The sequence below is a fragment of the Flavobacterium sp. genome (assembly GCF_044341265.1).
Taxonomy (GTDB): Bacteria; Bacteroidota; Bacteroidia; order Flavobacteriales; family Flavobacteriaceae; genus Flavobacterium.
Map to the genome: position 1 here is coordinate 35,594 of NZ_JBIISA010000008.1, position 22,453 is coordinate 58,046.

Here is a 22,453-nt window from a genome sequence, read left to right on the forward strand (position 1 = left end):
ATTTTAATGGATGTAACCTTTGAAATCTTTGTGTTCTTCTTTTAGTAATTCTTCCGATGATAAAGATTTGAAATAATCATATGTCAATTTCATACCTTCTTCTCTATTTACTTTAGCTTCCCAGCCTAGAATTTCTCTAGCTTTAGTGGTGTCTGGTTGACGTTGTAGAGGATCGTTTATTGGTAATGGATGATAAACAACTTTTTGTTCAGTTCCGGTTAGTTTAATAATCTCATCAGCAAAATCTTTAATTGTGATTTCATCTGGATTACCAATATTCACAGGATAAATATAATCTGAATGTAATAGTCTGAAAATTCCTTCAACTTGGTCGGTAACATAGCAAAAAGATCGTGTTTGACTTCCGTCACCAAAAATAGTTAAATCTTCACCACGTAAAGCTTGTCCGATAAAAGCTGGAATTACACGTCCATCATTTAGTCGCATTCTTGGTCCATAAGTGTTAAAAATTCTAACTATTCTTGTTTCCACACCATGAAAAGTATGGTAAGCCATTGTTATTGATTCCTGAAAACGTTTCGCTTCATCATAAACACCTCTTGGACCAATGGTGTTTACATTTCCATAATATTCTTCTGTTTGTGGATGAACTAATGGATCTCCATATATTTCTGAAGTTGATGCGATAAGAATTCTAGCTTTTTTTACTCTCGCCAATCCTAAAAGATTATGTGTACCTAAAGATCCAACTTTAAGTGTTTGAATAGGAATTTTTAAGTAATCAATTGGAGATGCCGGAGATGCAAAATGAAGAATATAATCTAATTTTCCAGGAACATGAACGAATTTAGTTACATCGTGATGGTAAAATTCAAAATTTTCAAGTTTGAATAAATGTTCAATGTTTTTTAAATCTCCAGTAATCAGGTTATCCATTCCGATAACAAAGTATCCTTCTTTGATAAAACGATCACAAAGATGTGATCCTAAAAAACCTGCCGCTCCTGTTATTAATATTCTTTTCATAATTTTGGTTCTATATTTATTGACTCTTTGGGGCTTATTGAATTGAAAATACAAAATAATAATGTAAAAAATACAACGCCTCTTTGCCTGCAAAGAAAAGATTCTGTCAAAAATAAACTTATCATTAGAACTGCAAAAGAAAAATGCATAAAATCTTTGTTATTTATTGCTTTTTTTAATGTTTGAAACAGCATAATGACTAAAAGTAGAAATCCAACTACACCAATTTCGGCAAAATTCTGGATGTATTGATTGTGAAAGTTAAATCTTCCATATCCATTATGTAGATTATATTTCTTTTCTTTTTCTAATAATTTAATTTCGGAAGCATTTAAACCAAATCCTTTAAGGAAAATTGATTCTTCTTTCAAAAGTTCAAAAAACATTCTTGCTTGATAAACTCTTAAAGCAGTTCCTGGAAAATAATCATTAGGAGAAAACTTTTCATTGTTCCATGCTTCATAGATACTGGTATTGTGCACACCATTTTCTAGAGTTGCTGAAACATTTGTACTTATATTATTTGGTGTATTATTTCTAAACTCCTCTTGAAAACGTTGTTTAATCTTACCAAAAGACAGTCCGATCGAAATAATCCCTATAAAAATTATTAGATTTCTTAATCTCATTTTGTGAGATGCTTTTGAATAGTAGAAAAAGTAAACTAAAATTAAAACAACAATAACTAGAATTATATTTTTGGAAGAAAGTAAAACAATAAATCCTGCGAGAAGTAATGAGAGTGCTATATCAATTTTAGATTTAATTTCTTTTGTGAAAAAATAAAAAAACGCTAATGCAACAAAAACTGAAACATGAATTGCATTTAATAGATTCGGTACTAATCCATAATCATCATCGTTTTCTCCATGGTAGAAAAAGCTCCGTGTGTCTTTACTTATTAAATATCTAATTATTGCTCTTAAAAGGAAAAAAACTACAATCAATACCATTGAAAAGCTATAATATTTCAAAAGTTTTTCTTTTTCTGTTTTGGAAATTTGTACTTTCATGAACACCAATGGCAGTAATAGTAAAGTAATTCCTTTTGGAATAGCTTTTAAAGTTTCGTGCTTATCAATACTCCAAAAATTGGATACAGACATCCATAAAAACAATACTATTGGAAAGAAAAAAATTAGATTTTTATTGAAATTGGTCTTATTGAAATTTATAAGAACCGATAAAATTAATAGTACTAATGCAATATTGTTTACCGCTAATGAAAATGGAATAGTAACAAGTAATACTAAGGTGAAAATAAAAGAACTATTCTTATTGCTTTCTTGTTTTATGTCTTGAATAACACTCTTCAAAAAGTTGTAAATATTGACCATTTATTTTCTCCCAATTAAAATCTTTAATTATTGCTTGATAGTTATTTTGAACTTTCTGCAAGTTATCAATTTTTTTGACAGATTCTAAAATATTTTTGACTTCAGAAGGATTAGAAAAATAGATTCCATTTTCTTTTAAGATTCCTTTATTGAAATCGTTATTGTGAGCAATAACTAATGCTTGCGAAGCCATAGCTTCTAAAAGAGATGGATTGGTTCCGCCAACGGAATGACCATGAAAATACAATTTAGAAAAATAACGAAGATTATTTAAATGCTCCAGATTATAAATTCCTCCCAGAAATCTAATGTTGTCGAAGCTTTTAAATTTATTTTTTAAATATTCTCCATATTTTGTTTCGTGTTTTCCTATGACTAAAATTGGTGTTTTATCATTAGATTGAGCAACACCTTCTAGAACCATATCAAGATTGTTTTCGGGTTCAAAGCGCGCCATAATCATGTTGAAATTTTGCTTTTCAACATTATATTCTTTTAGAAAATTTTCATTAGGTGAATCAAATGGATAAGCTCCATAGGCAATATAGGTTGATTCTTTTTTGTATTTTTTCTTCAAAAATTTTTCAATTCCAATTGAATCTGAAACTAAATAATCACTTGAAATTGCTGCAAGTCTTTCGGCAAATTTTAAAAATTGTTGAACTGGTTTTGAATACTTAGTTCTTTTCCACTCTAAACCGTCCATATTTGTAATAATGATTGGCTTTTTTGGAAGAAGAAAAAACCAAATAGAATTACTTGTATATCCTAATTGAAGAATAATATCAAAATCTCGCTTTCGAGAATCCATGATGCAATTGTAGTCATAAATAAATTGACCGAAAGTTCCATATTTATACTCAGGATCATGTTGATGAATGATATTTACGCCATGAAAAGTTTTTTCTTGAAATTTGTGATTATGAGAGTTGTAGCAATATACTTCATGTCCTTTTTCTACAAGATAAACCGAAAAAAATTCAGCAAATTGTTCAAAACCTCCGTAATGATTTGGAATTCCTCTTGTCCCTAAAATGGCTATTTTCATTTAATTACTTCTTTTCGTGGGCAAAAATAGGGAAATTTAGTAATGTTTTTAAAAATAGATTTGGTTTGTTTTTATAACATTTCAGAAAAAACAGTTTCAAAACTTTGAACGTATTTGTCTACTGAAAACTCTTTGATGGATCTTTGATATCCTTTTTCTCCAAAACTTTTTCGCAACTCAGAATTATCTATTAATTTACAAATTGCTTCAGAAAGCGCTTCAACATTGTTTGGTTCAACCAAAAAACCCGTTTCGTCATTTATAATTATTTCTGTTAAACCTCCATGATTAGATCCAATAACAGGTTTTTTTGCTAACATTGCTTCTACTGCAACTAATCCGAATGGTTCTGGTTCAGTAGAAGGAACAACCGCAATATCTATACTTTGCCATACCAAATTTATATCGTTTTGAAATGGCACAACTTTTACAAAATTATTGAGGCTTAAATTATTTATTTCTTGGTATAGATTTTCTAAAAATCCTTCTTGATTTAGTGGTGGTGATCCAACATAAACTAATTTAATATTCTTATGAGTTTTATTAACAATATGAAAAGCTCTTAGTAAAACTTGTTGTCCTTTCCATCTGCTTATTCTACCAATAAGTCCTATTACAAGATCATTCGAATTTGCTTGAAAAAGCTCTTTTTTGGTTTTATTTACTTCTACTTGTGATAAATAATAATTTGGAAGTTCTAATCCATTCCAGATTACTTGGGATTTAAATTTAATTTTATCATTTATATCCCAGAAATTTCCAGTTGCTACAGAATTGTAAATTATTTTAGTATTACTATTAAGCGCTAAAAGAAAATTGAATGCTTTTGTAAATATTTTAGGCGATTCAATAATTTCATGCACATGCCAAATATGTTTTATTTTTGTTTTTTGCGCATAAAATATTCCTAATAAAACCGCAAGTGTATTAGAATATATAATTTCAAATTGATGCTCTTTATGAAGTATATTTAATGTTGAAAAACTACTTTTTATCTCTCTGAAAAATTTAATTATGTTTTTTGGTGAAAACATTTTTCGATACAATTTTAAAACAGGAGCAATAACAACTTTTATATTTTCTTTTTCAAGTTCTGTTTTTAACGGACCTTCAAATGGAATGATAACAACAGGATTAAACTTTGTTTTATCGAGATGTTTTAATAACAAAAGTAATGTTTTATCTGAACCATAAAGTTCGGCTGATTGATGTATGAAAAGAATATTTTTCATTATTCTATATTCTTTAAAATTCTTGCAGGAACACCACCAATAACTACATTGTCTGGAAAAACACCTTTAACTACTGCGCCTGCTGCAACCACAGAATTGTTACCAACCTTACATCCGTCAAGAAAAGTCACTTTTGCACCAACCCAAATGTTGTTTCCTAAAACAATTCCTTTTGATGTTACACCTTGTTCTCTTATTAGTTTTGAAGAATCATTAAAATTATGGTTTTCTGAGTGAAAACTTATATAAGATCCCATAATCACGTCGTTTCCAATTTTTATTCCTCCTGAAGCGCCAAAATGAGTATAATCACCTATTGCGGAATTGTTTCCCATAATTAAGCCTTTACCATATTTAGATAAATGACTAGTTGATGTCAATGTTGAAAAAGAACCAATTTTTACACAATTGCCTAATTTAATATTTTCTGAGGAAAAAGCGTCAATCTCACACAATTTACCAATAGTGACACTGTGACCAAAGACAATATTTTTTGAATTATAAATTTTAGTATTGCTTCCAATAAAGACTTTTTTGCCCGTTTTTAAAAAACCTCTTATTAACATAAAAAATCTATTTGAAAGAGTATAAAATATTAGCAGATTAGGTATTCTACTATCAATTTCATAATTTTTTCCCGATTTGTTGAGAAGTTTTTGAAATATTGTTTTTAGCATATTTCTAAGGTTATTTATTATAAATTTTCATTTAAAATTATTTTATTTTTTTAAACTTTAGTTCTGACGCATTTTTTTCATCGAAAAACACTAAAGCACCTAGTAAAATCATCATAGTAGGATTACCATTAAAAATACTTCCAATTACAATTGAAGCTAACATAATAGAAAGAGCGATACCCGATATGAATACTTTCTCAAAACTTCTTCTGTAATATATTTTTTTATAAAGATTGTATAAAAAAAATAGATATAAAAATAATCCGAAAAAACCTGTTTTATACAACATAAAAACATACCCATTATGCAATTCTGATATATATTTCATTCCTTTATCATCATCCGATAAAGGTGCAAAAAATTTTAAATTTACTAATGAACCATATCCACATCCAATAATATATCCTGATTTATTATTATTTAATAATTCAAACGCACATTTTGCTTCATATCCTCTCCAATGATCCCATAAATCAGTATGATCTTCTCTATCTATTTTAGTTTTAAAAACCTCTGCTGGCGCAACTTTTACTTTATATAAAAATGATTCTATTCCCTTTTTATTTCTTTGAATATTAATTGAAAATAAAAATATGTAAAATCCAACAAGAAAAATTAATAAAAAACTAAATATTTTTAAAGCCCTTTTGGTTAAAATAGTATAACCATATACGGTTAACAATAAAACAATTGACATCAAAATCATTGTTCTTGAAAAATAAAGGACACAAGAAAGTAAAAGACTATAGTAAACTATTTTTTTGATGAATATATTTTTAAATAACTCTTCGTTTTGAAACTTTTTATAAAAACTAAAAAAAAATAAAGCAAATAATTCTAAAACATTGTCTCTTGAATTTTCGCGTAAACTACTAACGTTGCTAAAACCACTATTTACGAAAAAAATTATGTAATAATGAAATAATGAAGATATAAATCCAATAATTATAATTGTTTTTATAAATAGTCTAAAATTATTAATTCTTTTATAAAATAAATAACCTAGAAAGATTGCTATTAATGGTCTTATAAAGTGAAAAATGTCTTTAATAATATTATATAAGTTGTATTTATTAAAAATCATACCTATAAATCCAATAAGAATAATTATTATTATAGGAACTAAGATTTTATAAAATTTATACGAAATTGTAACTTTTTCTATGAAAAAAAAGGTAGCCAATACAAATAATTGAAAGAAAATATTAATTCTAAATGAAGAAACATACAATTGCAATAAAAAAACAATTATAAAAATGTAGGTGTAAAATTTTTCAGCATTTATTTTCATTGTTAACGATATAACCTCTCTGCTATGTGTGTTTTAGATTTATTTATAAAAATTCTTATAATTGCGAAAAAGTACTCGAAATATATTTGAAAAATTGATGTTTTTTTATATTTTAATTGAATTGCTAAAACTTCATTTAAAGGCTTTATAAAGTTAGCGTTACTAACTCCTGAATTTAGCATTTGAGCAGTGATTTTGTTTATATAACCTGCATTTATATTTTCACTACATCTCATGAAAAAATCATAGTCTCCAACAATTTTATAATTTATATCAAAATTTCCAAAAGTTTCAAACAACTTTTTATGATGAAAAGAACCAACATGAGCTATATTCATATATCGAATCATTTGATTATGATTATATGGATTTTTTAACACTTTTAATACTTTTCTTTTCTCATTAACATATTCAACCTTACTACAAATATAATTTATATTTTTATGCTTATCTATTTCAATAATGTAATTTTCTAAAGCATCTGGATAATAGATGTCGTCTGATCCTAAAAAAGAAATCCAATTAGATTTTGCTATACTTAGACCTTTATTCCAGGCATCATATATTCCTTTATCTTTTTCTGAAATCCAAATAAAGGAAATGTTTTTGCTTATGAATAATTTCTCAAAGTTATTAACAATTGACAATGTTCTATCATTTGAAAGCCCATCTATTATTATAACTTCAAAATCAAAATAAGTTTGAAATAACAAAGATTCTAACGTTTTTTCTAACGTTTTTTCAGAATTATATGTCGCAATAATTATAGATAATTTAGGTATCATTTTTTTTGGCAATTTTTTTAAATAATTCTATATATTTTTTGGCTTGAATAGTTTGATCGTATTTATTTACGGCGTTTTCTCTTATCTGCTTTTTATCAAAAAAATTAGGATTATCTAAAAAATTTTGAATTGTTTTTGTTAGAGATTGAACACTCACGTCTTCTGTCAAATATCCATTTACACCATCTTGAATCATTTCGGGAATTCCACCAATAGGGAAACCTATTACAGGTGTACTACAAAATAACGATTCTAAAACTGTATTGGGTAAATTATCCATCAATGAAGGAATAATAAAAACATCTGCTGATGAATATACATGACTTAACAATTCATCATTATTAATTGACCCCAGTTCTATTATATTATTTGTTGATTTAAAATTAATCTGATTTTTGCCGATAGCACAAAGTATAACATTGGGATCTTCAATTTGTTCTAAAGCTTTTTTTAAATAAATAAATCCTTTTCTACTATTTAAAATTGAATCTGCTACAAATAGTAAAACTTTTTTATCTTGAGGTATTTTCAATAAATCTCTTGATTTTTGTCTGTCTTTTGGGGAAAATATTTCAGAATCAAGGCCATAAGGAATACAATAAATAGGCTTACTCCCAAAAACTTTGCTTTTTCTTGCTTCATTTGCTAGCCACTCGGAAGGTGCAACAATGGTTAAATTTTCAATTTTATCTATGCATTTTTTCTTATATGAAATAATTTTTTTAAACAATTTTTTTTCACTTTTAGATAGTATTCTTTTAATTGGAAAACCAAACTCATCAATTCCTAGATATTCTTCATCATAATGTTCTCCACCAGTAAATGGATTCATATCATGTAAAGTCCAAATTACTGGCTTTTTGTTTTTTTTAAAAAAATTAAAATCTAAGAATCTTGCAACCCAATGTAAGTTAATAATAGTTGCATCCTTATAAAGTTCTGACTTTGTAATATCAAAATTAGAATCTGGAAAACTAAATAACTCTAGCTCTTTTGAACGCTTTCTTAATTTTATTTTATACTTTAAAAATGATATTGTTTTTAATATAAATGTGTTAATAATATTGTTTTTAAACAAAAATGTGTTTCGATAATTTTTTTGTTTTTTACTAACTATTACTTTAGAATTAATTTTTTCATCTAAAAGCGCGTTATGAAGTCTAAAACAAGCATTGGCTGCACCTCCGATATCTGAAGTGCTTATAATTAATAAATTCATATTTTTTTTGCTTCTATAAATAAAGAATCTGGTTTTCTTATTTTCCCATCAATTACGTCTAAACTATAGGTTTGCCAATTAGGAATATCACTTTCAAAAGCAGAACAAATTTTTACTTCTCCAAAACCATTTGATATTAATAATAAACTTAGTGAATATCTATCATACATCCATTGATGAATTTCACCTCCAAGTCTGAATTGACCTATTTTATAATCTAATGAAAACTTACTTAGTAATTTTTTAAATATTTTTTTAATCCTACTAATACTTATTTTTTTTGGTTTAATGTTTTGAGCGTTCACAATTTTATCTCTAATAATTGTTCCTTCATATCCAATTCTATTAAAAACATATTCCTCATTTGGTAATTTTGGTTGCAATAAATAGTCTTTCATCAATCCACCACTTTCATTACGAACCATTTGATCTAAAAGTTCTAATTTGATCCATTCATAGTTCTGTTTAGCATTCATATCTCCATTTGAAGCTCTTTCAAGATTTATTAAATACTCTTTTGCAATTGTTTCAAGATCTGGAATTGCAATTCTGATAATTCCATTTGTATTTAAAACTCGGCAGCATTCTTTAATAAATTTTTCTCCATCTTTTTTTGAAAAATGTTCTAAAACATGTGAATGATAAACAACATCCACTGAATCATTTTTTAAAGGAATTCCTTTTAGTAAATTATGACCAATAACATCTTTACAGTTAGATATAAAATCTATGTTTATCCAATTTTTATGATATGTTGAACCGCATCCAAGGTTAAGTAATTTCATGCTTTTAAAATTATTATTATTCTTTATATCCAAAAATATTTAGTTGAAAATCCATATTGTTGTATTCATTTAATCCCATTAATGGAGATTTTAGAGCGTTATTTCCTGGTATTGACATATAAAGTCTAAAACCGGCTTTTGTGAGAATATTTATTACTTCATTCAAAGACTGAGGTTGATTAACAAATGAGTGATATTCAACAAAAATTTTATCGACATTAATTAAATCATCCTCTATGTCTTTCAAAACCAATGTTTCAGACCCTTCAATATCTAATTTCAAAAAATCGATAGGTTTTTGTAAATAGGGTTTAAGTGAAACTACATTAATTGATTCTGTTGATTCTGTAGTATTGTCAATATCAGCGACTAATCCACCGTCAGCTCCTTCAGATTTAAAAAATAAAGTTTTTGTTGCGTTCCATAATCCTTTATTTACTAATTCGACATTCGTAAAGTTAAACGATTTTATGTTACTTTCTAAAATTTTATAAATTTTAGAATCCGGCTCAAAGGCTATTATTTTAGAATTAGGATGTAATGATTTTAAGTAAATCGTTGCTAATCCGATATTAGCACCACCATCAATAATAATTGGATTTGAATTTGTGGTTTTAAATCGATATATTTCATCAATAAAAATCTCTTTATGCATAAACATAAATGAAGCGCTATCTGGGATTGTTATTTCAAATCCATTTAAATTGAAAGTAGTTTTAGTATATCTTGGAATATTAATTAAACTTTCGACTTCCCGGCTTTTATATAAACGTAATTTCCTTTTAATTAATTGAATGATTTCGGGAGGAAGTGATTTTCCTATTTTTTTTATCCAATCGAGATTTTTCATAGTGTTTCTTTCTTTTTTATTTATACTCTCGCTTTAATCTTTTTATTTATAATACAAAAAGATTGTAAAGGTGTCATTACTGACGCCGGCAATATACATAAACAATTTCCAATAATTACTCCTTCTATCCCATAACCTTTTTTAATTAACAACAAGCATATTGGTAAATTTACAATAGCTTGAAAAACAATTATGCGCATTGAAAGATTGATTTTGTTTACTCCATTTAAAAAAAAACTATATATAGAAGCGTACGATATAAGAGTAATATAAATAGATAATGATATCAATAATGTATTTGAAAAAATTATTTGCTTATCAATCCAAAAAATGATAATGTCATTTAACATATAGTTCAAAATAAACATTCCAATTATAAATAAAATAAATGAAAAATTATAAATATAAAACACTTTCTTAATCCATAAATATTTTTTTTCTGCATAAGCTTTTGAAAAAATAGACCAAAAAGGTGACAAACCAGCAGTTATAAGTAGCATTGGAACCTGAAAAAGCTTAAATACAATATCAAACTGACCAACTTCTTTACTTCCAAAATATTTCAAAATTAAAAAATGGTCCGTTGAATATATTATTATCATGCAAACCTGTATAATAAAAAAATTTAACCCCAAACCGATGTTTTCTTTTAAAACTGAAAAATTAAAATACTTAAATGAAATTTTAATATTATTATGTTTTTTAAAAAAGTAAAAAGTAAAAATTATTCCAACAAAAACATTTACAAACCCATATACAATTGAAACATTTATAATTTTTGACTCAAATAAAAGAATATTAAATCTACTTATAGTAAATATAGAAGCAAATATTAATAATTGAATTAACATTAGTGAAAACTCCACTAAGTGAGTTTTTAATACACCAACAAATAATGATTTGTGATTACCAATTATAAGAATTAAAATTGAAAAAAGTAGGTTTATAGATAACAAAAAATTAAAATTTATTGAACTTGCTTTAACATTAAAAAATTCTGAAGGTGTGCTTATAAAATTTAATATACAAAAAATTATAATTATTGTTAAAGCTATAATACCCACTCCAACATAAATCGTCGTTACTAATTCGTTTGTTTCATTTTCTTTTTTTTCTAAAATTTTAACAGGAAGTTTAGTTTTAATTACATTTGCAAAACCAAAATCTAACAAATAAACCCAAGAAATAAAAGAATAAATTGCTGCCCATAAACCATATTCATTTTCACCTAAATATTTATTTACAAATGAAGTGGTTAAAAAAACCAAAACCATCGAAATGAATTTAAATAAAACGCTGTATATGAGTTGTTTATGAACTTTTGTTTTCAATATTTGATTTTTATTTGTTGCTTTGGCATTATTTCTTTTCAATTTTTTTACCCGTTATCAATAGTCCTTCTTTATTTGTTTCTTCATCTTTTAGGTATACTACTAATTGATAGGTGCCTTTTTTTAAATTTGAACTATCAAAAGTTGCTCCATATCCACAATTATCAACATTATAATCTAATTTAAAATAGGTAGTCACATCGAATCTGGGTACTCTTTGAACTTTAAATTTTGTTGCAACTCCATCTTTTAGTAACAATAAAATAATCCTTGTCTTGTTTGGTGATTGATTTTTAAAAAATGCCCATCCAGTTACTTTTAAAAAATTATTTTTTTCTTCTATTGTTTCTAAATTACTCATAAAATCATTTCCAACTGAGTTTACATTTGGCATTAACTTAGAAATTATTTGATTGATATCAGCTGCTTCTTGTTTGTTGTTTTGTTCTTCAAATTTTGCCCTACTCACTTCTACAATTTTTTTATCCAATTCCACCTCATCTTCTGGAAAAATATCTTCTTTTGTCTTTATTCGTTCGTCGCCTCGCCATACAAAACCTCGAAGTTTTCTTGCGTTTTCGGGTAAATCTTTTTCTGGATAAATATCACCATCTACATTATTGAAAAAAGTAATTGTTTCTACTTTACTTTTATCATCCATTATCATATTAATCTTGCTACTAACGTTTTTGTTGATACCTATGAGTTCGTTTTTGTCATTTCGCATGTAATAAACAACCTCCGTATTTTTAATGACATCGACTTCATGAAGCTTATTTTCTAAAAATTTTCCATAAAGATTTAAACCTTTTATCTGGTTAAAACCATCACCAATAGTATCTTTTGAAATAATAAAAGTATTGTTTAACACTTTAAGCGAATCTAATTTTTCTGTTTTATTGTCACCTATCAAATGCATTACATCTCCTGTTAGTTGGTTTTCAAAATTCCAAAGAATTGGTTTTCCAATAAGTTGTGTTAAAGCTCTCTTTTGGTCGGAATGAATAGAGTCACATTTACCGCTTAAATCTGTTTTGAAAAATCTAACGTTTTTTTGTCCTCTGACAATTCGTTCGCCTGTTTTCCCGGTTAAATACAACTTTTTAGCGTGAACAAACATAGAATCGTTTTCAACTTTATAGCGTATTGAAGCGTGCTTAGTCATGTAAACAGAATCCTTTTGTTTAAAAACTTCGCCATAATGTCCTTTGATGATAGCTTTATTAATGGAATCTGTAATTTTTACATTATTAGTTCCTGAGGCATATTCGATTTTTCTATCGTAATATAAACTGTCTCCTTCTATCAATCTGTCTTTGTATTTTATATACGATTTTTGGAGAAAATGTCCTGTATTGTTCTTGCTGTTATAATGTCCGTTTTCTGTGTAAATAAAGGTTTCTTTACTAACAATAGTTGATGGTCCTTTTAAATCGGAATTGCCTTGGGTTGTTTTGTAATCTAAATGATTTGTCTTTATAGTATATTCTGGGTTTTTTAACTCAACAGCAGATAAAAATTGGTATTTTTTTTCCTTTAAATAATAACGTCCTGCTTTACTTTTTAAAGTGTTATTTTTATTTACAATGGTTCCGTTTGAATTAAAATAAGCTTCTTGAGTATTTCGGTCAAAGTGAATAGTATCGGTTGTCATTGTTGACTCTGGTGAAGTCATAACCACATTTCCTGCCGCAAATGCTTTTTTGATATTTCCATTATACTCGGCATATTTACTGTTTAAATAAAGTGTGTCGCCTTGTACCATTTGAACATCTCCAAATGCTTTTATGTAGTTTTCTTTCTGATAGTAATAGGCTTTGTTGCAAGTCATTGTTGCTCCATCATGACTAAGTCTCACATTACCTGTTAAAAGTACAGCGTCTGGAACTTCATATTGATTAATGTCTGAGTAATCAGTATGTTCAATAACAATTGTTTTTGCTTTTTGGGCAAATACAAATGCAATGTTCATCATTAGAAAACTCAGTATAAATATCGTCTTTTTCAAAAGTACTATTTTGTTGGTAAAATTATATTTTATGAATTGATAAACTCCTAAATAAAATTTAAATTTTACATGTTCTTAAACTTTCTTTCCAATCCTTAATTTCAACTTGAAAAACCTTTTTTATTTTAGTTTTATCTAAAACACTAAAAGCTGGGCGTTTTGCTGGTGTAGGAAAACTTGTTGTTGGAATTGGGTTTAAATTTATATTGATATTATTAATTTCAAATATTTCCTTAGCAAAATCATACCATGAACATTTTCCTTCGTTTGAGAAGTTGTAGATTCCGAAGACTTCGACAGGCTCAGTCTGACAGTTGGAAGTTGTAGGTTGTAGGTAGGCACTTCGACTGCGCTCAGTGTGACAAATCATTGAAATCAAAACTTCGGCTAAATCTACTGCGTTTGTTGGAGTACCTATTTGGTCATTTACTACTGATAAACTATCTCTTTCAGAAGCTAGTCGGAGCATGGTTTTCATGAAGTTATTTGCGAATTGCGAATAAACCCAAGAGGTTCTTATAATAAAATAATTATCAAATGTTTCTTGAATCGCTTTTTCTCCTTGTAATTTTGTCAAACCATAAACTCCTGTTGGATTTGGTGAATCTTCCTCTTTATAAGCTATTTTGTTGCTTCCATCGAAAACAAAATCAGTAGAGACATGAAGTAAAATAGAATCATATTCTTTGCAAACCTCAGCTAGATTTTCTGCTCCTTTAACATTTATTAATTGTGCTTTTTCTGGTTCACTTTCTGCTTTATCAACTGCTGTATAGGCTGCTGAGTTTATGCAATAATGTGGTTTAATTTGTTTAAAACTTTGTTTAATATTGTTTAAATCCGTGATATCTAAACGAGTTGAGTCACAAAAAACAAAATCTATTTCCGGATGATTTCCTGAAATAGATTGTAACGCTTGTCCTAGTTGTCCGTTTGCTCCTGTTACTAAAACTACCATACTTTTTTAGCGTTTTTTAAATTGGGAAGCTTTTGGTCTTTCTCAGATATAATTAGCTCATCAACATCAAATTGCCAATCAATATTGATATCTGAATCGTTATATTTTATTCCGCCTTCGCTTTCTTTGTTATAAAAATTATCGCATTTATAAAAAAAGTTGGCTTTTTCACTCAAAACCAAAAATCCATGAGCAAATCCTCTAGGAATAAAAAACTGTTTTTGGTTATCCCCTGAAAGTAAAATAGCAATATACTGTCCAAACGTTTCAGAATCTGGTCTTATATCTACGGCAACATCAAGTACTTCTCCATTTAAAACTCTAACTAGTTTTGCCTGAGCATGTTCACCTGTTTGATAATGCAATCCTCTTAGTACTCCTCTCGAAGAATAGGATTGATTATCTTGAACAAAATGTACATTTTCTCCAATACCTTTTTCAAAAGTTTGTTCATTAAAACTTTCCATAAAAAAACCTCTTTCGTCTTTTATGATTTTTGGTTCTATAATAAAACAACCTTTGAGTTTTGTTTCTGTAAAAATCATGTTCAATAGCAATTTCAATAGCAAAAATCAAAGTCAATTTCTAAAAAATCAAACTTCATTTAAACTTAAATTAATTTTATTATTCTAATAAACTCATTAAATGTAAACCGTAACCGCTTTTCAATAATGGTGTTGCGAGTTCTTTTAATTGTTTAGCATCTATAAATCCCATTTTGTATGCCGCTTCTTCTATTGCTCCAATTTTCAATCCTTGGCGCTCTTCAATTACTTGTACAAACTGTCCGGCTTGCATTAATGATTGAAAAGTTCCTGTGTCTAACCACGCGGTTCCTCTATCGAGAATACTAACTTTTAGATTTCCTCTTTTTAAATATTCTTTATTAACATCAGTTATTTCAAGTTCACCTCGATGACTTGGTTTTATATTAGCCGCCACTTCAATAATGGAATTGTCATAAAAATAAATTCCAGGAACTGCGTAATTTGATTTTGGTTTTTCGGGTTTTTCTTCTATTGAAAGAACGTTTCCTTCTTTATCAAAATCAACCACTCCATATCTTTCTGGATCATGAACGTGATAAGCATAAATAATTCCACCATCAGGATTGCTATTAGCTTGTAATAATTCGGCTAAACCTGTTCCGTAAAAAATATTATCTCCAAGAATAAGTGCTGCTTTATCATTTCCTATAAATTCTTTTCCAATAATAAATGCTTCTGCAAGACCATTCGGGTTTTCTTGAACAGCATATTCAAAACGACAACCAAATTTTTTTCCATCGCCTAATAATTGTCTAAATAAAGGCAAATCGTGTGGTGTTGAAATGATAAGTATTTCATTAATTCCTGCCCACATAAGCGTTGAAAGTGGATAGTAAATCATTGGTTTATCATAAATAGGCATTAACTGTTTGCTTACAGCAAGAGTCAATGGGTGTAATCTAGTTCCTGAACCTCCAGCTAAGATAATTCCTTTCATATGTTTAAATTTTATTTATCATTGGTCGTGTATGCTATCGCCTTTATTTATTGATGTTTGTTGCACAAACTTGATATTAATGACGATTTCATAAATTCCTATTTTGTTTTAGTTAACTGATTTTTATAAAAAGCTAGAAATAGATAAATAAGCACAAATAAAGAAATAAATAGTATCGGTAAAATCAATTTCATCTTTCCATTTGTTCCTTTATTATTTATAACATTTGGCGTTATACTAACATCTTTTATAAATGTATCAATTTTAACTAATTGTATTTTTTGAGAAGCAATTTCACTAATTAGTTTGTTTTTTAACTCAAACATTCCGTTTATCTCGCTGTTTTCATTGTTGTATATTAGATTATTACCTTTGTTGTTTTTAGATATGTTTTTAGATATTACACTAATAAGCGAATCTATCTGAACGATTTCTTCTTCGTTCTTCTTCATTTTTATTAATATATTCTCCTTATTAATTTTTGAAATCTGATTCATGTAATCATCAGTATTCAAATATTTTAATAAAGGTTTAATAATATCATCTGATTCTATTCTACCGTTTGATGATATAAGTAAAGAATGGTATGGATAGTTTTTACTAGTAAGTTCATCTTCAATTACTTTATTAATATCATTACTTTCTGCAAGTAATTTTATTACTTCAAAGTTTTGAGTGTTTTGAGCATTTGAAGCTATTGCAGTATTATTATTTACAAAATTATAAAGATCAACAATTGGTTCAATTTTTATATTTTGAATTTTATCTGAATTGGTGATTCCAATACTTTTAAAAAATTTCTCGTCTTTTTCAGATAATCTTGATTTAATCAGATTTATTTTTGAGTATAAATAATCAACTCCTCCACTTGGCGCAACAATTATTTGACTATTATAATTTTTATTTGAATCTAAAAAGAAACCTAGTACAGCTCCAATTATAAATAATAATCCTAGGATTAAGGCTTTTCTTTTAAAAAACAAAATCACATTAAAAATTGACCTTAAAACAGCGTCATATAATCCACCAATTTTTTTTGAAATTTCAGATAAATCAATTTCTTGATTGTCGTTATTTTGAGAATTTGTACTCATAGAAATATGTTATTTTACGTTGAAAATTTGTTCTAATATTTTGATTGTAATTAAATACGTTGGTTTTACTCCTGTTGTTCCAAGTCCTCCAGAAGCTAATGTACTTCCTGTTTCTAATGGATTATCTGAGGCATAATAAGCATAACGAACTTTTACGTTTGGATTTATACTTTTCCTAATTTTAGATGCCGATTGAATCGCTTTTTGATAATAAGCACCTTCCATTTCTAGACCAATTACGCTCCAAGTTGACTCGTGGAAAAATTTCAATAAATCTTTATTTTGAAGTGATGTTCCAAGAACTGTAATCATTGGTCCAGCGAATACTGGAATTCCGTTTCCTTCAAGCATTTCAGCAGTTAATTCATTTTCGAAGAAATAATTGTCTGCTGTTCCTTCATTAATATGAGCATTTGGAATCATAATATCACCTTTTCCACCTTCTAGAATTCCTGCTTTACCCATAATGGAAACCGATTCAACATTTAATAATGTTTTCTCTTTTCCGTTTTTGTATGGTTTTAATAATTCGTCAATAGTTTCGTAAGCTTGTTCTCCAAAAGCATAATCCATTACAATAATCACCGGATTATCTTTTCCGACTTTTGCATTTGGAAATGCCGATTTTATCCAATCGATTTTTGAGGTATCAAATATTTGAACGTCAATATTAGTTCCAGATTGATCTGGAAGCGAAATCATTCCGTGTTTAATTGCAAATTCTTCTACTTTATCACGAACATCATGCGCTCCTTGACGACTCAATTCTTCAAAAATATCAAAATCTGATTTGCCTTTGAATTTTGGTCCTAGAACATGCGTTGCAAAAATCGAATTCATAACACTGTGCATGTTTGCACTAATAATATGAATTGGTCTTCCTAGCAAATTATTTTCTTTTAAAACTTCTTTGATATTGGTTGCCCATATTTCACCATGAATGTGGTGTCCAAGACGTTCTCTCAAAATTGGACTGAAAGTAATTGTTCTTTTGTTATTGTCAACCACTTCTTCAATGGCAAGTTTTCCTAACCAGTAAATTACGTGAAGAAATCTGTCTGGTTTTTCTTTGGTTCCAAAAGAATCATAAATATCTAAAACCTCGACAAACGTTCTTCCCAACACATTTGCTGCGTGAGAAATGGCTTTCTCTTTTTCAATTTGAGTTAATTTTTTGGTTTGTAAAGCGGCTTGTTCTAATTTTTGCCAATCACGTGAAATTCTTCCTTCTTCATCAATTAAAACTCTGTCTTTAATTTTGTGAGATTCGATGAAAATGAAAGTCAAATGCGTCAAAATATCATAAATATCGGAACGGCCACGTGTAATTTCTACATTCATTTGTTCTTCATCAATACGGTAGCAATTTCTTCTACGTTTTGGTGGAACAATGGCTTGAAAATGCGATTTTGAATACCCTTCATCTGAAGTTAAGTTGATGTAACGGCATTCTTCAATTCCTACTGGAAGTCTTTCTATTACATAAAGTAAACCGTTAAGTTCTACTTTTTCTTCTGCAATACTTCCGTAAATTTCTGGTCGAAGCTCTAATAAAGCTTCTCTTAAAGTTTCTCCTGAGATACCCATTGGTTTATAAAAACCTCTGTTGAATAAATGTCTCATGGTAATGTACAATCGTTCGATAGCTGCCGACGATTCTTGCGCTCTTGAGCGCGAAATGTTTTTAATTTCTTTCATTAAATTTTATTTTCTAACCTGCAAATATACTGATTTTATGCTTTAGTTGGTTAGGATAAGGTTAATTGCCGGCTCATTTATCATCATTTTACTCACTGAACCATCGAGATTGAATTTTTGTTGTTTGCTCCATTTTCCGCCAGAATATTCAAATTGAAAATCTTTTTCAACAAAATTATATAGTAAGAATGGGTAATATTTTTTTTGGGTTTTTGTTGTATTCGAATTAAAATCTGTAATTGTTGTTTCAAGTTTATTTTTCTCAATTAGTAATTTTTCAAAGCCAACAAAAAGTCCTGATTTTGGCATAGTAAGATTCAAATATGAAATATCAAAAGCATGATTGTTTACACCTTTTTTCACAGTTAGTATCAAATCTTTTTTTAATAACTCTTTTGATGGAAAACCTAAAGAATCAACAGCATAAAAATGTAATTTTATCGTGGCGTTTTCTATTTTGCTATCGGTTAAAACAGTAACTTTTTTTATGTATTTTGTTGCTTTATAGGACAATTTATAAGGAAAGAATTTAGCAACAATTTTAGGACCATTATCAAAAGCTTGTGAAATCGAATTTTTGGTTTTGCCTATTTCAATTTGTTTGGTTTCTTTACTATTAGAAAGCACAATTTCATCTAGTAAATATTCTACCGATTTTAGTTTTACTTCTTTACTTTCTGAGATTTTAATAATTTTTTTCTCAAAGCCAATAGCAGAAAATATTAAGTTTTTACTCTTTTCTGAAGTATAAATTTCAAAAGTTCCGTTTTCTTCTGAGCTTGCACCAATATTCTCGTTTTCTACCCAAATGTTTACATAAGGAATAGGATTTCCTGTCAAACTATCTTTTACTACTCCTTTGATTTGAGCTGAAAGAGAACCAGACATTAGTATAAGTAAAAGGTAAATTTTATTCATTAATTGGTTAAAATGAGGTTTATTGCAGGCACCATAACTTTATTATCCCACGGTTTTGTTTCTTTAATTTTGATTTTATTAATTTTTGATTTTATCCATCTTCCTCCCGAATATCGGAAGGAATTTTCTACTTCTGAATAATTAATAACTAAAGAAGGTGCGTAATTTACAGTACTCTGTTTTGTTTTGTTATAAGTATATTCGTAAAGATATTTGTTTTCTTCTATGATAAGCCATTCCAAACCAATGATAATTCCATTGTTTGGCATTTTAATTTTATATTTTGAAATATCTACGACGTTTTTTCTCATTCCTTTTTTAACCGTAACAAAGACGTCTTCGAATAACATATCTTCATCAGGTAAAGAGTCTTTTAGTTGAAATATTCTGATTTTTAATTTTGCGTCTTTTTTTTCACTATCTGATAAAAACACTATGTTTTTTAAATAGGGTGTTTCAGAATATTTTGGTTCGTAAGTAAATAACTTGCCGTAAATCCATGGCTTATCTCCAGATAAATGTTTGTGGTGAATTTTTTTGGAATCACCAATTTCTAATTCTTTAGTGTTTTTAAGTTTAGTTATTTCTACGTTATCTAACTGATATACAGTCGGATTTAGAATAATTTCGGATGTTTCAGATAATTTACAAATCTTAGTTTCAAAACCAAGCACCGAAAAAACAAGTTTTTTTTCTTTTGAAGTTTTTAATTCAAATGTTCCGTCTTCTTCAGATGTAGTTCCAATATTTTCGTTTTCAACCCAAATATTTACATAAGGAATAGGATTTCCTGTCAAACTATCTTTTACGACGCCTTTAATTTGAGAAAAAGTAAACTGTGAAATTAAAAGCAAAACCCAAACCAGTCTTTTATCTGTCATCTATTTTCTATTTTCTTAAAAAAAATCAGCAATTTTTCTATCATTAGAAAGTCTTGGTAATTTGTTTTGACCACCTAATTTTCCTATAGATTTCATGTATTCTTGGAATCCGTTTTTTGGAACTTTTGTTATTACTAATGTTCGCAACACTTTTCCAACAATTAAATCATCATAATAAACGTTTTGCTTTCGCATTGCGTTGTCAATTTTTAACGCAAATTCATCCAGATTATTGGGTTCTTCCGAAACTTCGGAATCAAATTCAATAAACCATTCGTGATAAGGTAAACCATCCCTTGGTGCAATTTGTGGCGCAACTGTAAACTCATTAACACGGATATCTGTATTTTCCATAGCTTCTTGTAAAGCATGTTCAACTTCTTTACCAATTACATGTTCACCAAACGCAGAGATATAATGTTTAATTCGACCCGAAACGATAACTCGATAAGGTTTTAAACTTGTAAATTGAATGGTATCGCCGATATTATAAGCCCAAAGTCCGGCGTTGGTTGAAAGAATTAAAACGTAATTTACATTCAATTCCACTTCGCCAATCGTATGTCGTTTAGGATTTTCTGTGAAAAATTCATCGGCTTTTACAAATTCGTAGAAAATTCCTGAATTTAAGAGCAACAACATTCCTTTTTCTTTTTGAGAATCTTGGTAAGCAAAAAATCCTTCGGAAGCCGGAAATAATTCTATAGAATCTACTTTTCGTCCGATTAGATTTTCGAATTTGGCACGATAAGGTTCATAATTTACACCGCCATAAATAAATAAATTGAAGTTTTTAAACAATTCTCCAACGGGTTTCTGTGCTTTTTGGCGCAATTTTTCAAAATACATTTGCACCCAAGAAGGAATTCCTGAAATCACCGCCATATCTTGATGGAACGTTTCTTCAACAATAGCGTCAACTTTGGTTTCCCAATCGTCAATGCAATTGGTTTCCCAACTTGGCATTCGGTTTTTTTGCAAATATTTTGGAACAAAATGTGCTACGATTCCAGAAAGACGACCTAATTTAATTCCGTTTTTTTCTTCTAATATCGGACTTCCTTGTAGAAAAATCATTTTACCATCAACAAAATCGGCGTTTCCAGTTTCGTGAATATAACTCAAAATCGCATTTCGCGCTGCTTGAATGTGAAAAGGCATCGATTCTTTAGTCAGCGGAATATATTTTGCGCCAGATGTTGTGCCAGATGTTTTGGCAAAATAAAGAGGCTTTCCTTTCCAAAGAATATTTTCTTCGCCTTTTACAACTCGGTCAACATAAGGTTTTAATGCTTCATAATCTCTTATCGGAACTTGATTGGCAAAATCTTCAAAAGTTTTGATTTCATTGAATTTGTGGTCTTTTCCAAACTGCGTTTCTTTCGCTTGACGAATTAAATCATTAAAAACTTTTTGTTGTGTTTCAACAGGATTTGAAGCCCATTTTTGGGTTTTATTATGAATTGACTTAGCAAATAGCTTGGCTGCAATTGATTTTATCGACATATTTATTCGTTAGGAAAATTAATTTTAATCGCTTTTTCTATTTTGTAAAACATAAATCCCACAGCTACAATCACGATAACTATTTGTAAAAAAATATTTGTTTTGAAACTTTCATTAAACCAAGGTAAAATCAATGAAACTATAAATAATTTAATTGCTGTAAACATCATTTGAAAAGAAGAATATTTTTGAGAAAAATCCCATCTTTCTTGAGATTTCATAGAAGCATTTGTGCGATATCCATACAAATAGTTAATTTTTTTAGGTGGAAATTTATACATGATAAATCCTGTAATTAAAAAAACAATGCTAACAAAAGCAGATAAATGCATAATATTATCTAAGTTGAACATAATCTTTTCT

At 28.2% G+C, this 22,453-nt stretch carries 21 protein-coding genes; all 21 read right to left on the reverse strand.

Features of this window, described 5'->3' with window-relative positions; all coding sequences use genetic code 11:
• Window positions 1-3 precede the first annotated feature (3 nt).
• The 21 genes from ACIQ06_RS05655 to ACIQ06_RS05755 all read right to left on the reverse strand — a co-directional run bounded on the left by ACIQ06_RS05655 (window position 4) and on the right by ACIQ06_RS05755 (window position 22,443).
• Complete coding sequence (locus ACIQ06_RS05655; RefSeq protein ID WP_298305063.1) at window positions 4-987, reverse strand: UDP-glucuronic acid decarboxylase family protein; 984 nt, start codon at window positions 985-987, stop codon at window positions 4-6.
• Complete coding sequence (locus tag ACIQ06_RS05660) at window positions 984-2,303, reverse strand: O-antigen ligase family protein (protein ID WP_396144313.1); 1,320 nt, start codon at window positions 2,301-2,303, stop codon at window positions 984-986. Before ACIQ06_RS05660 ends, ACIQ06_RS05655 begins: the two co-directional genes overlap by 4 nt.
• Window positions 2,263-3,372 (reverse strand): DUF1972 domain-containing protein, encoded by a 1,110-nt coding sequence (locus ACIQ06_RS05665; protein WP_396144317.1) that lies wholly within the window; start codon window positions 3,370-3,372, stop codon window positions 2,263-2,265. Before ACIQ06_RS05665 ends, ACIQ06_RS05660 begins: the two co-directional genes overlap by 41 nt.
• A gap of 71 nt (window positions 3,373-3,443) precedes the next feature.
• A complete protein-coding gene (locus tag ACIQ06_RS05670) occupies window positions 3,444-4,604 on the reverse strand; it encodes a glycosyltransferase family 4 protein (RefSeq protein ID WP_396144321.1) in 1,161 nt (386 codons plus the stop codon).
• Window positions 4,604-5,170 (reverse strand): acyltransferase, encoded by a 567-nt coding sequence (locus ACIQ06_RS05675; protein ID WP_396144323.1) that lies wholly within the window; start codon window positions 5,168-5,170, stop codon window positions 4,604-4,606. Before ACIQ06_RS05675 ends, ACIQ06_RS05670 begins: the two co-directional genes overlap by 1 nt.
• A 148-nt stretch (window positions 5,171-5,318) precedes the next feature.
• Window positions 5,319-6,572: an O-antigen ligase family protein gene (locus ACIQ06_RS05680; protein WP_396144325.1), complete on the reverse strand. Its 1,254-nt coding sequence runs from the start codon at window positions 6,570-6,572 to the stop codon at window positions 5,319-5,321.
• 2 nt (window positions 6,573-6,574) lie between these two features.
• Complete coding sequence (locus ACIQ06_RS05685; protein ID WP_396144328.1) at window positions 6,575-7,357, reverse strand: glycosyltransferase family 2 protein; 783 nt, start codon at window positions 7,355-7,357, stop codon at window positions 6,575-6,577.
• Window positions 7,347-8,576 carry a glycosyltransferase gene (locus ACIQ06_RS05690; RefSeq protein ID WP_396144330.1) on the reverse strand — a complete coding sequence of 410 codons (1,230 nt, stop codon included), beginning with the start codon at window positions 8,574-8,576 and terminating at the stop codon, window positions 7,347-7,349. The genes ACIQ06_RS05685 and ACIQ06_RS05690 overlap by 11 nt, the downstream gene beginning before the upstream one ends.
• Window positions 8,573-9,361 carry a class I SAM-dependent methyltransferase gene (locus ACIQ06_RS05695; protein WP_396144332.1) on the reverse strand — a complete coding sequence of 263 codons (789 nt, stop codon included), beginning with the start codon at window positions 9,359-9,361 and terminating at the stop codon, window positions 8,573-8,575. Before ACIQ06_RS05695 ends, ACIQ06_RS05690 begins: the two co-directional genes overlap by 4 nt.
• A 16-nt stretch (window positions 9,362-9,377) precedes the next feature.
• Complete coding sequence (locus ACIQ06_RS05700) at window positions 9,378-10,211, reverse strand: FkbM family methyltransferase (RefSeq protein ID WP_396144334.1); 834 nt, start codon at window positions 10,209-10,211, stop codon at window positions 9,378-9,380.
• 20 nt (window positions 10,212-10,231) lie between these two features.
• Complete coding sequence (locus tag ACIQ06_RS05705) at window positions 10,232-11,584, reverse strand: hypothetical protein (RefSeq protein ID WP_396144337.1); 1,353 nt, start codon at window positions 11,582-11,584, stop codon at window positions 10,232-10,234.
• On the reverse strand, window positions 11,571-13,517 hold the full coding sequence (locus tag ACIQ06_RS05710) for an OstA-like protein (RefSeq protein WP_396144340.1): 1,947 nt from the start codon (window positions 13,515-13,517) through the stop codon (window positions 11,571-11,573). The genes ACIQ06_RS05705 and ACIQ06_RS05710 overlap by 14 nt, the downstream gene beginning before the upstream one ends.
• A gap of 91 nt (window positions 13,518-13,608) precedes the next feature.
• Window positions 13,609-14,508, reverse strand: coding sequence for a dTDP-4-dehydrorhamnose reductase (gene rfbD / locus ACIQ06_RS05715; protein ID WP_396144342.1), 900 nt, complete (start codon window positions 14,506-14,508; stop codon window positions 13,609-13,611).
• Window positions 14,502-15,053 carry a dTDP-4-dehydrorhamnose 3,5-epimerase gene (rfbC, locus tag ACIQ06_RS05720; RefSeq protein ID WP_396144344.1) on the reverse strand — a complete coding sequence of 184 codons (552 nt, stop codon included), beginning with the start codon at window positions 15,051-15,053 and terminating at the stop codon, window positions 14,502-14,504. Before rfbC ends, rfbD begins: the two co-directional genes overlap by 7 nt.
• Window positions 15,054-15,132: 79 nt before the next feature.
• The gene (gene rfbA / locus ACIQ06_RS05725) at window positions 15,133-15,993 is read right to left on the reverse strand and encodes a glucose-1-phosphate thymidylyltransferase RfbA (RefSeq protein WP_396144347.1); all 861 of its coding nucleotides are present in this window, start codon (window positions 15,991-15,993) and stop codon (window positions 15,133-15,135) included.
• Between the two features lie 98 nt (window positions 15,994-16,091).
• Entirely contained in the window at window positions 16,092-17,087 is a 996-nt protein-coding gene (locus ACIQ06_RS05730) for a hypothetical protein (protein WP_396144350.1), read from the reverse strand.
• Window positions 17,088-17,096: 9 nt separating this feature from the next.
• The gene (locus ACIQ06_RS05735; protein WP_396144352.1) at window positions 17,097-18,785 is read right to left on the reverse strand and encodes a DUF6909 family protein; all 1,689 of its coding nucleotides are present in this window, start codon (window positions 18,783-18,785) and stop codon (window positions 17,097-17,099) included.
• A gap of 42 nt (window positions 18,786-18,827) precedes the next feature.
• Window positions 18,828-19,703: a carboxypeptidase-like regulatory domain-containing protein gene (locus ACIQ06_RS05740; protein ID WP_396144354.1), complete on the reverse strand. Its 876-nt coding sequence runs from the start codon at window positions 19,701-19,703 to the stop codon at window positions 18,828-18,830.
• Window positions 19,703-20,584 carry a carboxypeptidase-like regulatory domain-containing protein gene (locus ACIQ06_RS05745; protein WP_396144356.1) on the reverse strand — a complete coding sequence of 294 codons (882 nt, stop codon included), beginning with the start codon at window positions 20,582-20,584 and terminating at the stop codon, window positions 19,703-19,705. The genes ACIQ06_RS05740 and ACIQ06_RS05745 overlap by 1 nt, the downstream gene beginning before the upstream one ends.
• Window positions 20,585-20,599: 15 nt before the next feature.
• Window positions 20,600-22,090: a GH3 auxin-responsive promoter family protein gene (locus tag ACIQ06_RS05750; RefSeq protein WP_396144358.1), complete on the reverse strand. Its 1,491-nt coding sequence runs from the start codon at window positions 22,088-22,090 to the stop codon at window positions 20,600-20,602.
• A 2-nt stretch (window positions 22,091-22,092) separates the two neighbouring features.
• Window positions 22,093-22,443 (reverse strand): SdpI family protein, encoded by a 351-nt coding sequence (locus tag ACIQ06_RS05755; RefSeq protein WP_396144360.1) that lies wholly within the window; start codon window positions 22,441-22,443, stop codon window positions 22,093-22,095.
• Window positions 22,444-22,453 lie beyond the last annotated feature (10 nt).

Bases quoted from the DNA above. Each gene is read 5' to 3' on its own strand.
- ACIQ06_RS05655 (WP_298305063.1), bottom strand. From the start codon at position 987: ATGAAAAGAATATTAATAACAGGAGCGGCAGGTTTTTTAGGATCACAT.
- ACIQ06_RS05665 (WP_396144317.1), bottom strand. From the start codon at position 3,372: ATGAAAATAGCCATTTTAGGGACAAGAGGAATTCCAAATCATTACGGA.
- ACIQ06_RS05670 (WP_396144321.1), bottom strand. From the start codon at position 4,604: ATGAAAAATATTCTTTTCATACATCAATCAGCCGAACTTTATGGTTCA.
- ACIQ06_RS05675 (WP_396144323.1), bottom strand. From the start codon at position 5,170: ATGTTAATAAGAGGTTTTTTAAAAACGGGCAAAAAAGTCTTTATTGGA.
- ACIQ06_RS05680 (WP_396144325.1), bottom strand. From the start codon at position 6,572: ATGAAAATAAATGCTGAAAAATTTTACACCTACATTTTTATAATTGTT.
- ACIQ06_RS05685 (WP_396144328.1), bottom strand. From the start codon at position 7,357: ATGATACCTAAATTATCTATAATTATTGCGACATATAATTCTGAAAAA.
- ACIQ06_RS05690 (WP_396144330.1), bottom strand. From the start codon at position 8,576: ATGAATTTATTAATTATAAGCACTTCAGATATCGGAGGTGCAGCCAAT.
- ACIQ06_RS05695 (WP_396144332.1), bottom strand. From the start codon at position 9,361: ATGAAATTACTTAACCTTGGATGCGGTTCAACATATCATAAAAATTGG.
- ACIQ06_RS05700 (WP_396144334.1), bottom strand. From the start codon at position 10,211: ATGAAAAATCTCGATTGGATAAAAAAAATAGGAAAATCACTTCCTCCC.
- ACIQ06_RS05710 (WP_396144340.1), bottom strand. From the start codon at position 13,517: ATGATGAACATTGCATTTGTATTTGCCCAAAAAGCAAAAACAATTGTT.
- rfbD (WP_396144342.1), bottom strand. From the start codon at position 14,508: ATGGTAGTTTTAGTAACAGGAGCAAACGGACAACTAGGACAAGCGTTA.
- rfbC (WP_396144344.1), bottom strand. From the start codon at position 15,053: ATGATTTTTACAGAAACAAAACTCAAAGGTTGTTTTATTATAGAACCA.
- rfbA (WP_396144347.1), bottom strand. From the start codon at position 15,993: ATGAAAGGAATTATCTTAGCTGGAGGTTCAGGAACTAGATTACACCCA.
- ACIQ06_RS05730 (WP_396144350.1), bottom strand. From the start codon at position 17,087: ATGAGTACAAATTCTCAAAATAACGACAATCAAGAAATTGATTTATCT.
- ACIQ06_RS05735 (WP_396144352.1), bottom strand. From the start codon at position 18,785: ATGAAAGAAATTAAAAACATTTCGCGCTCAAGAGCGCAAGAATCGTCG.
- ACIQ06_RS05740 (WP_396144354.1), bottom strand. From the start codon at position 19,703: ATGAATAAAATTTACCTTTTACTTATACTAATGTCTGGTTCTCTTTCA.
- ACIQ06_RS05745 (WP_396144356.1), bottom strand. From the start codon at position 20,584: ATGACAGATAAAAGACTGGTTTGGGTTTTGCTTTTAATTTCACAGTTT.
- ACIQ06_RS05750 (WP_396144358.1), bottom strand. From the start codon at position 22,090: ATGTCGATAAAATCAATTGCAGCCAAGCTATTTGCTAAGTCAATTCAT.
- ACIQ06_RS05755 (WP_396144360.1), bottom strand. From the start codon at position 22,443: ATGTTCAACTTAGATAATATTATGCATTTATCTGCTTTTGTTAGCATT.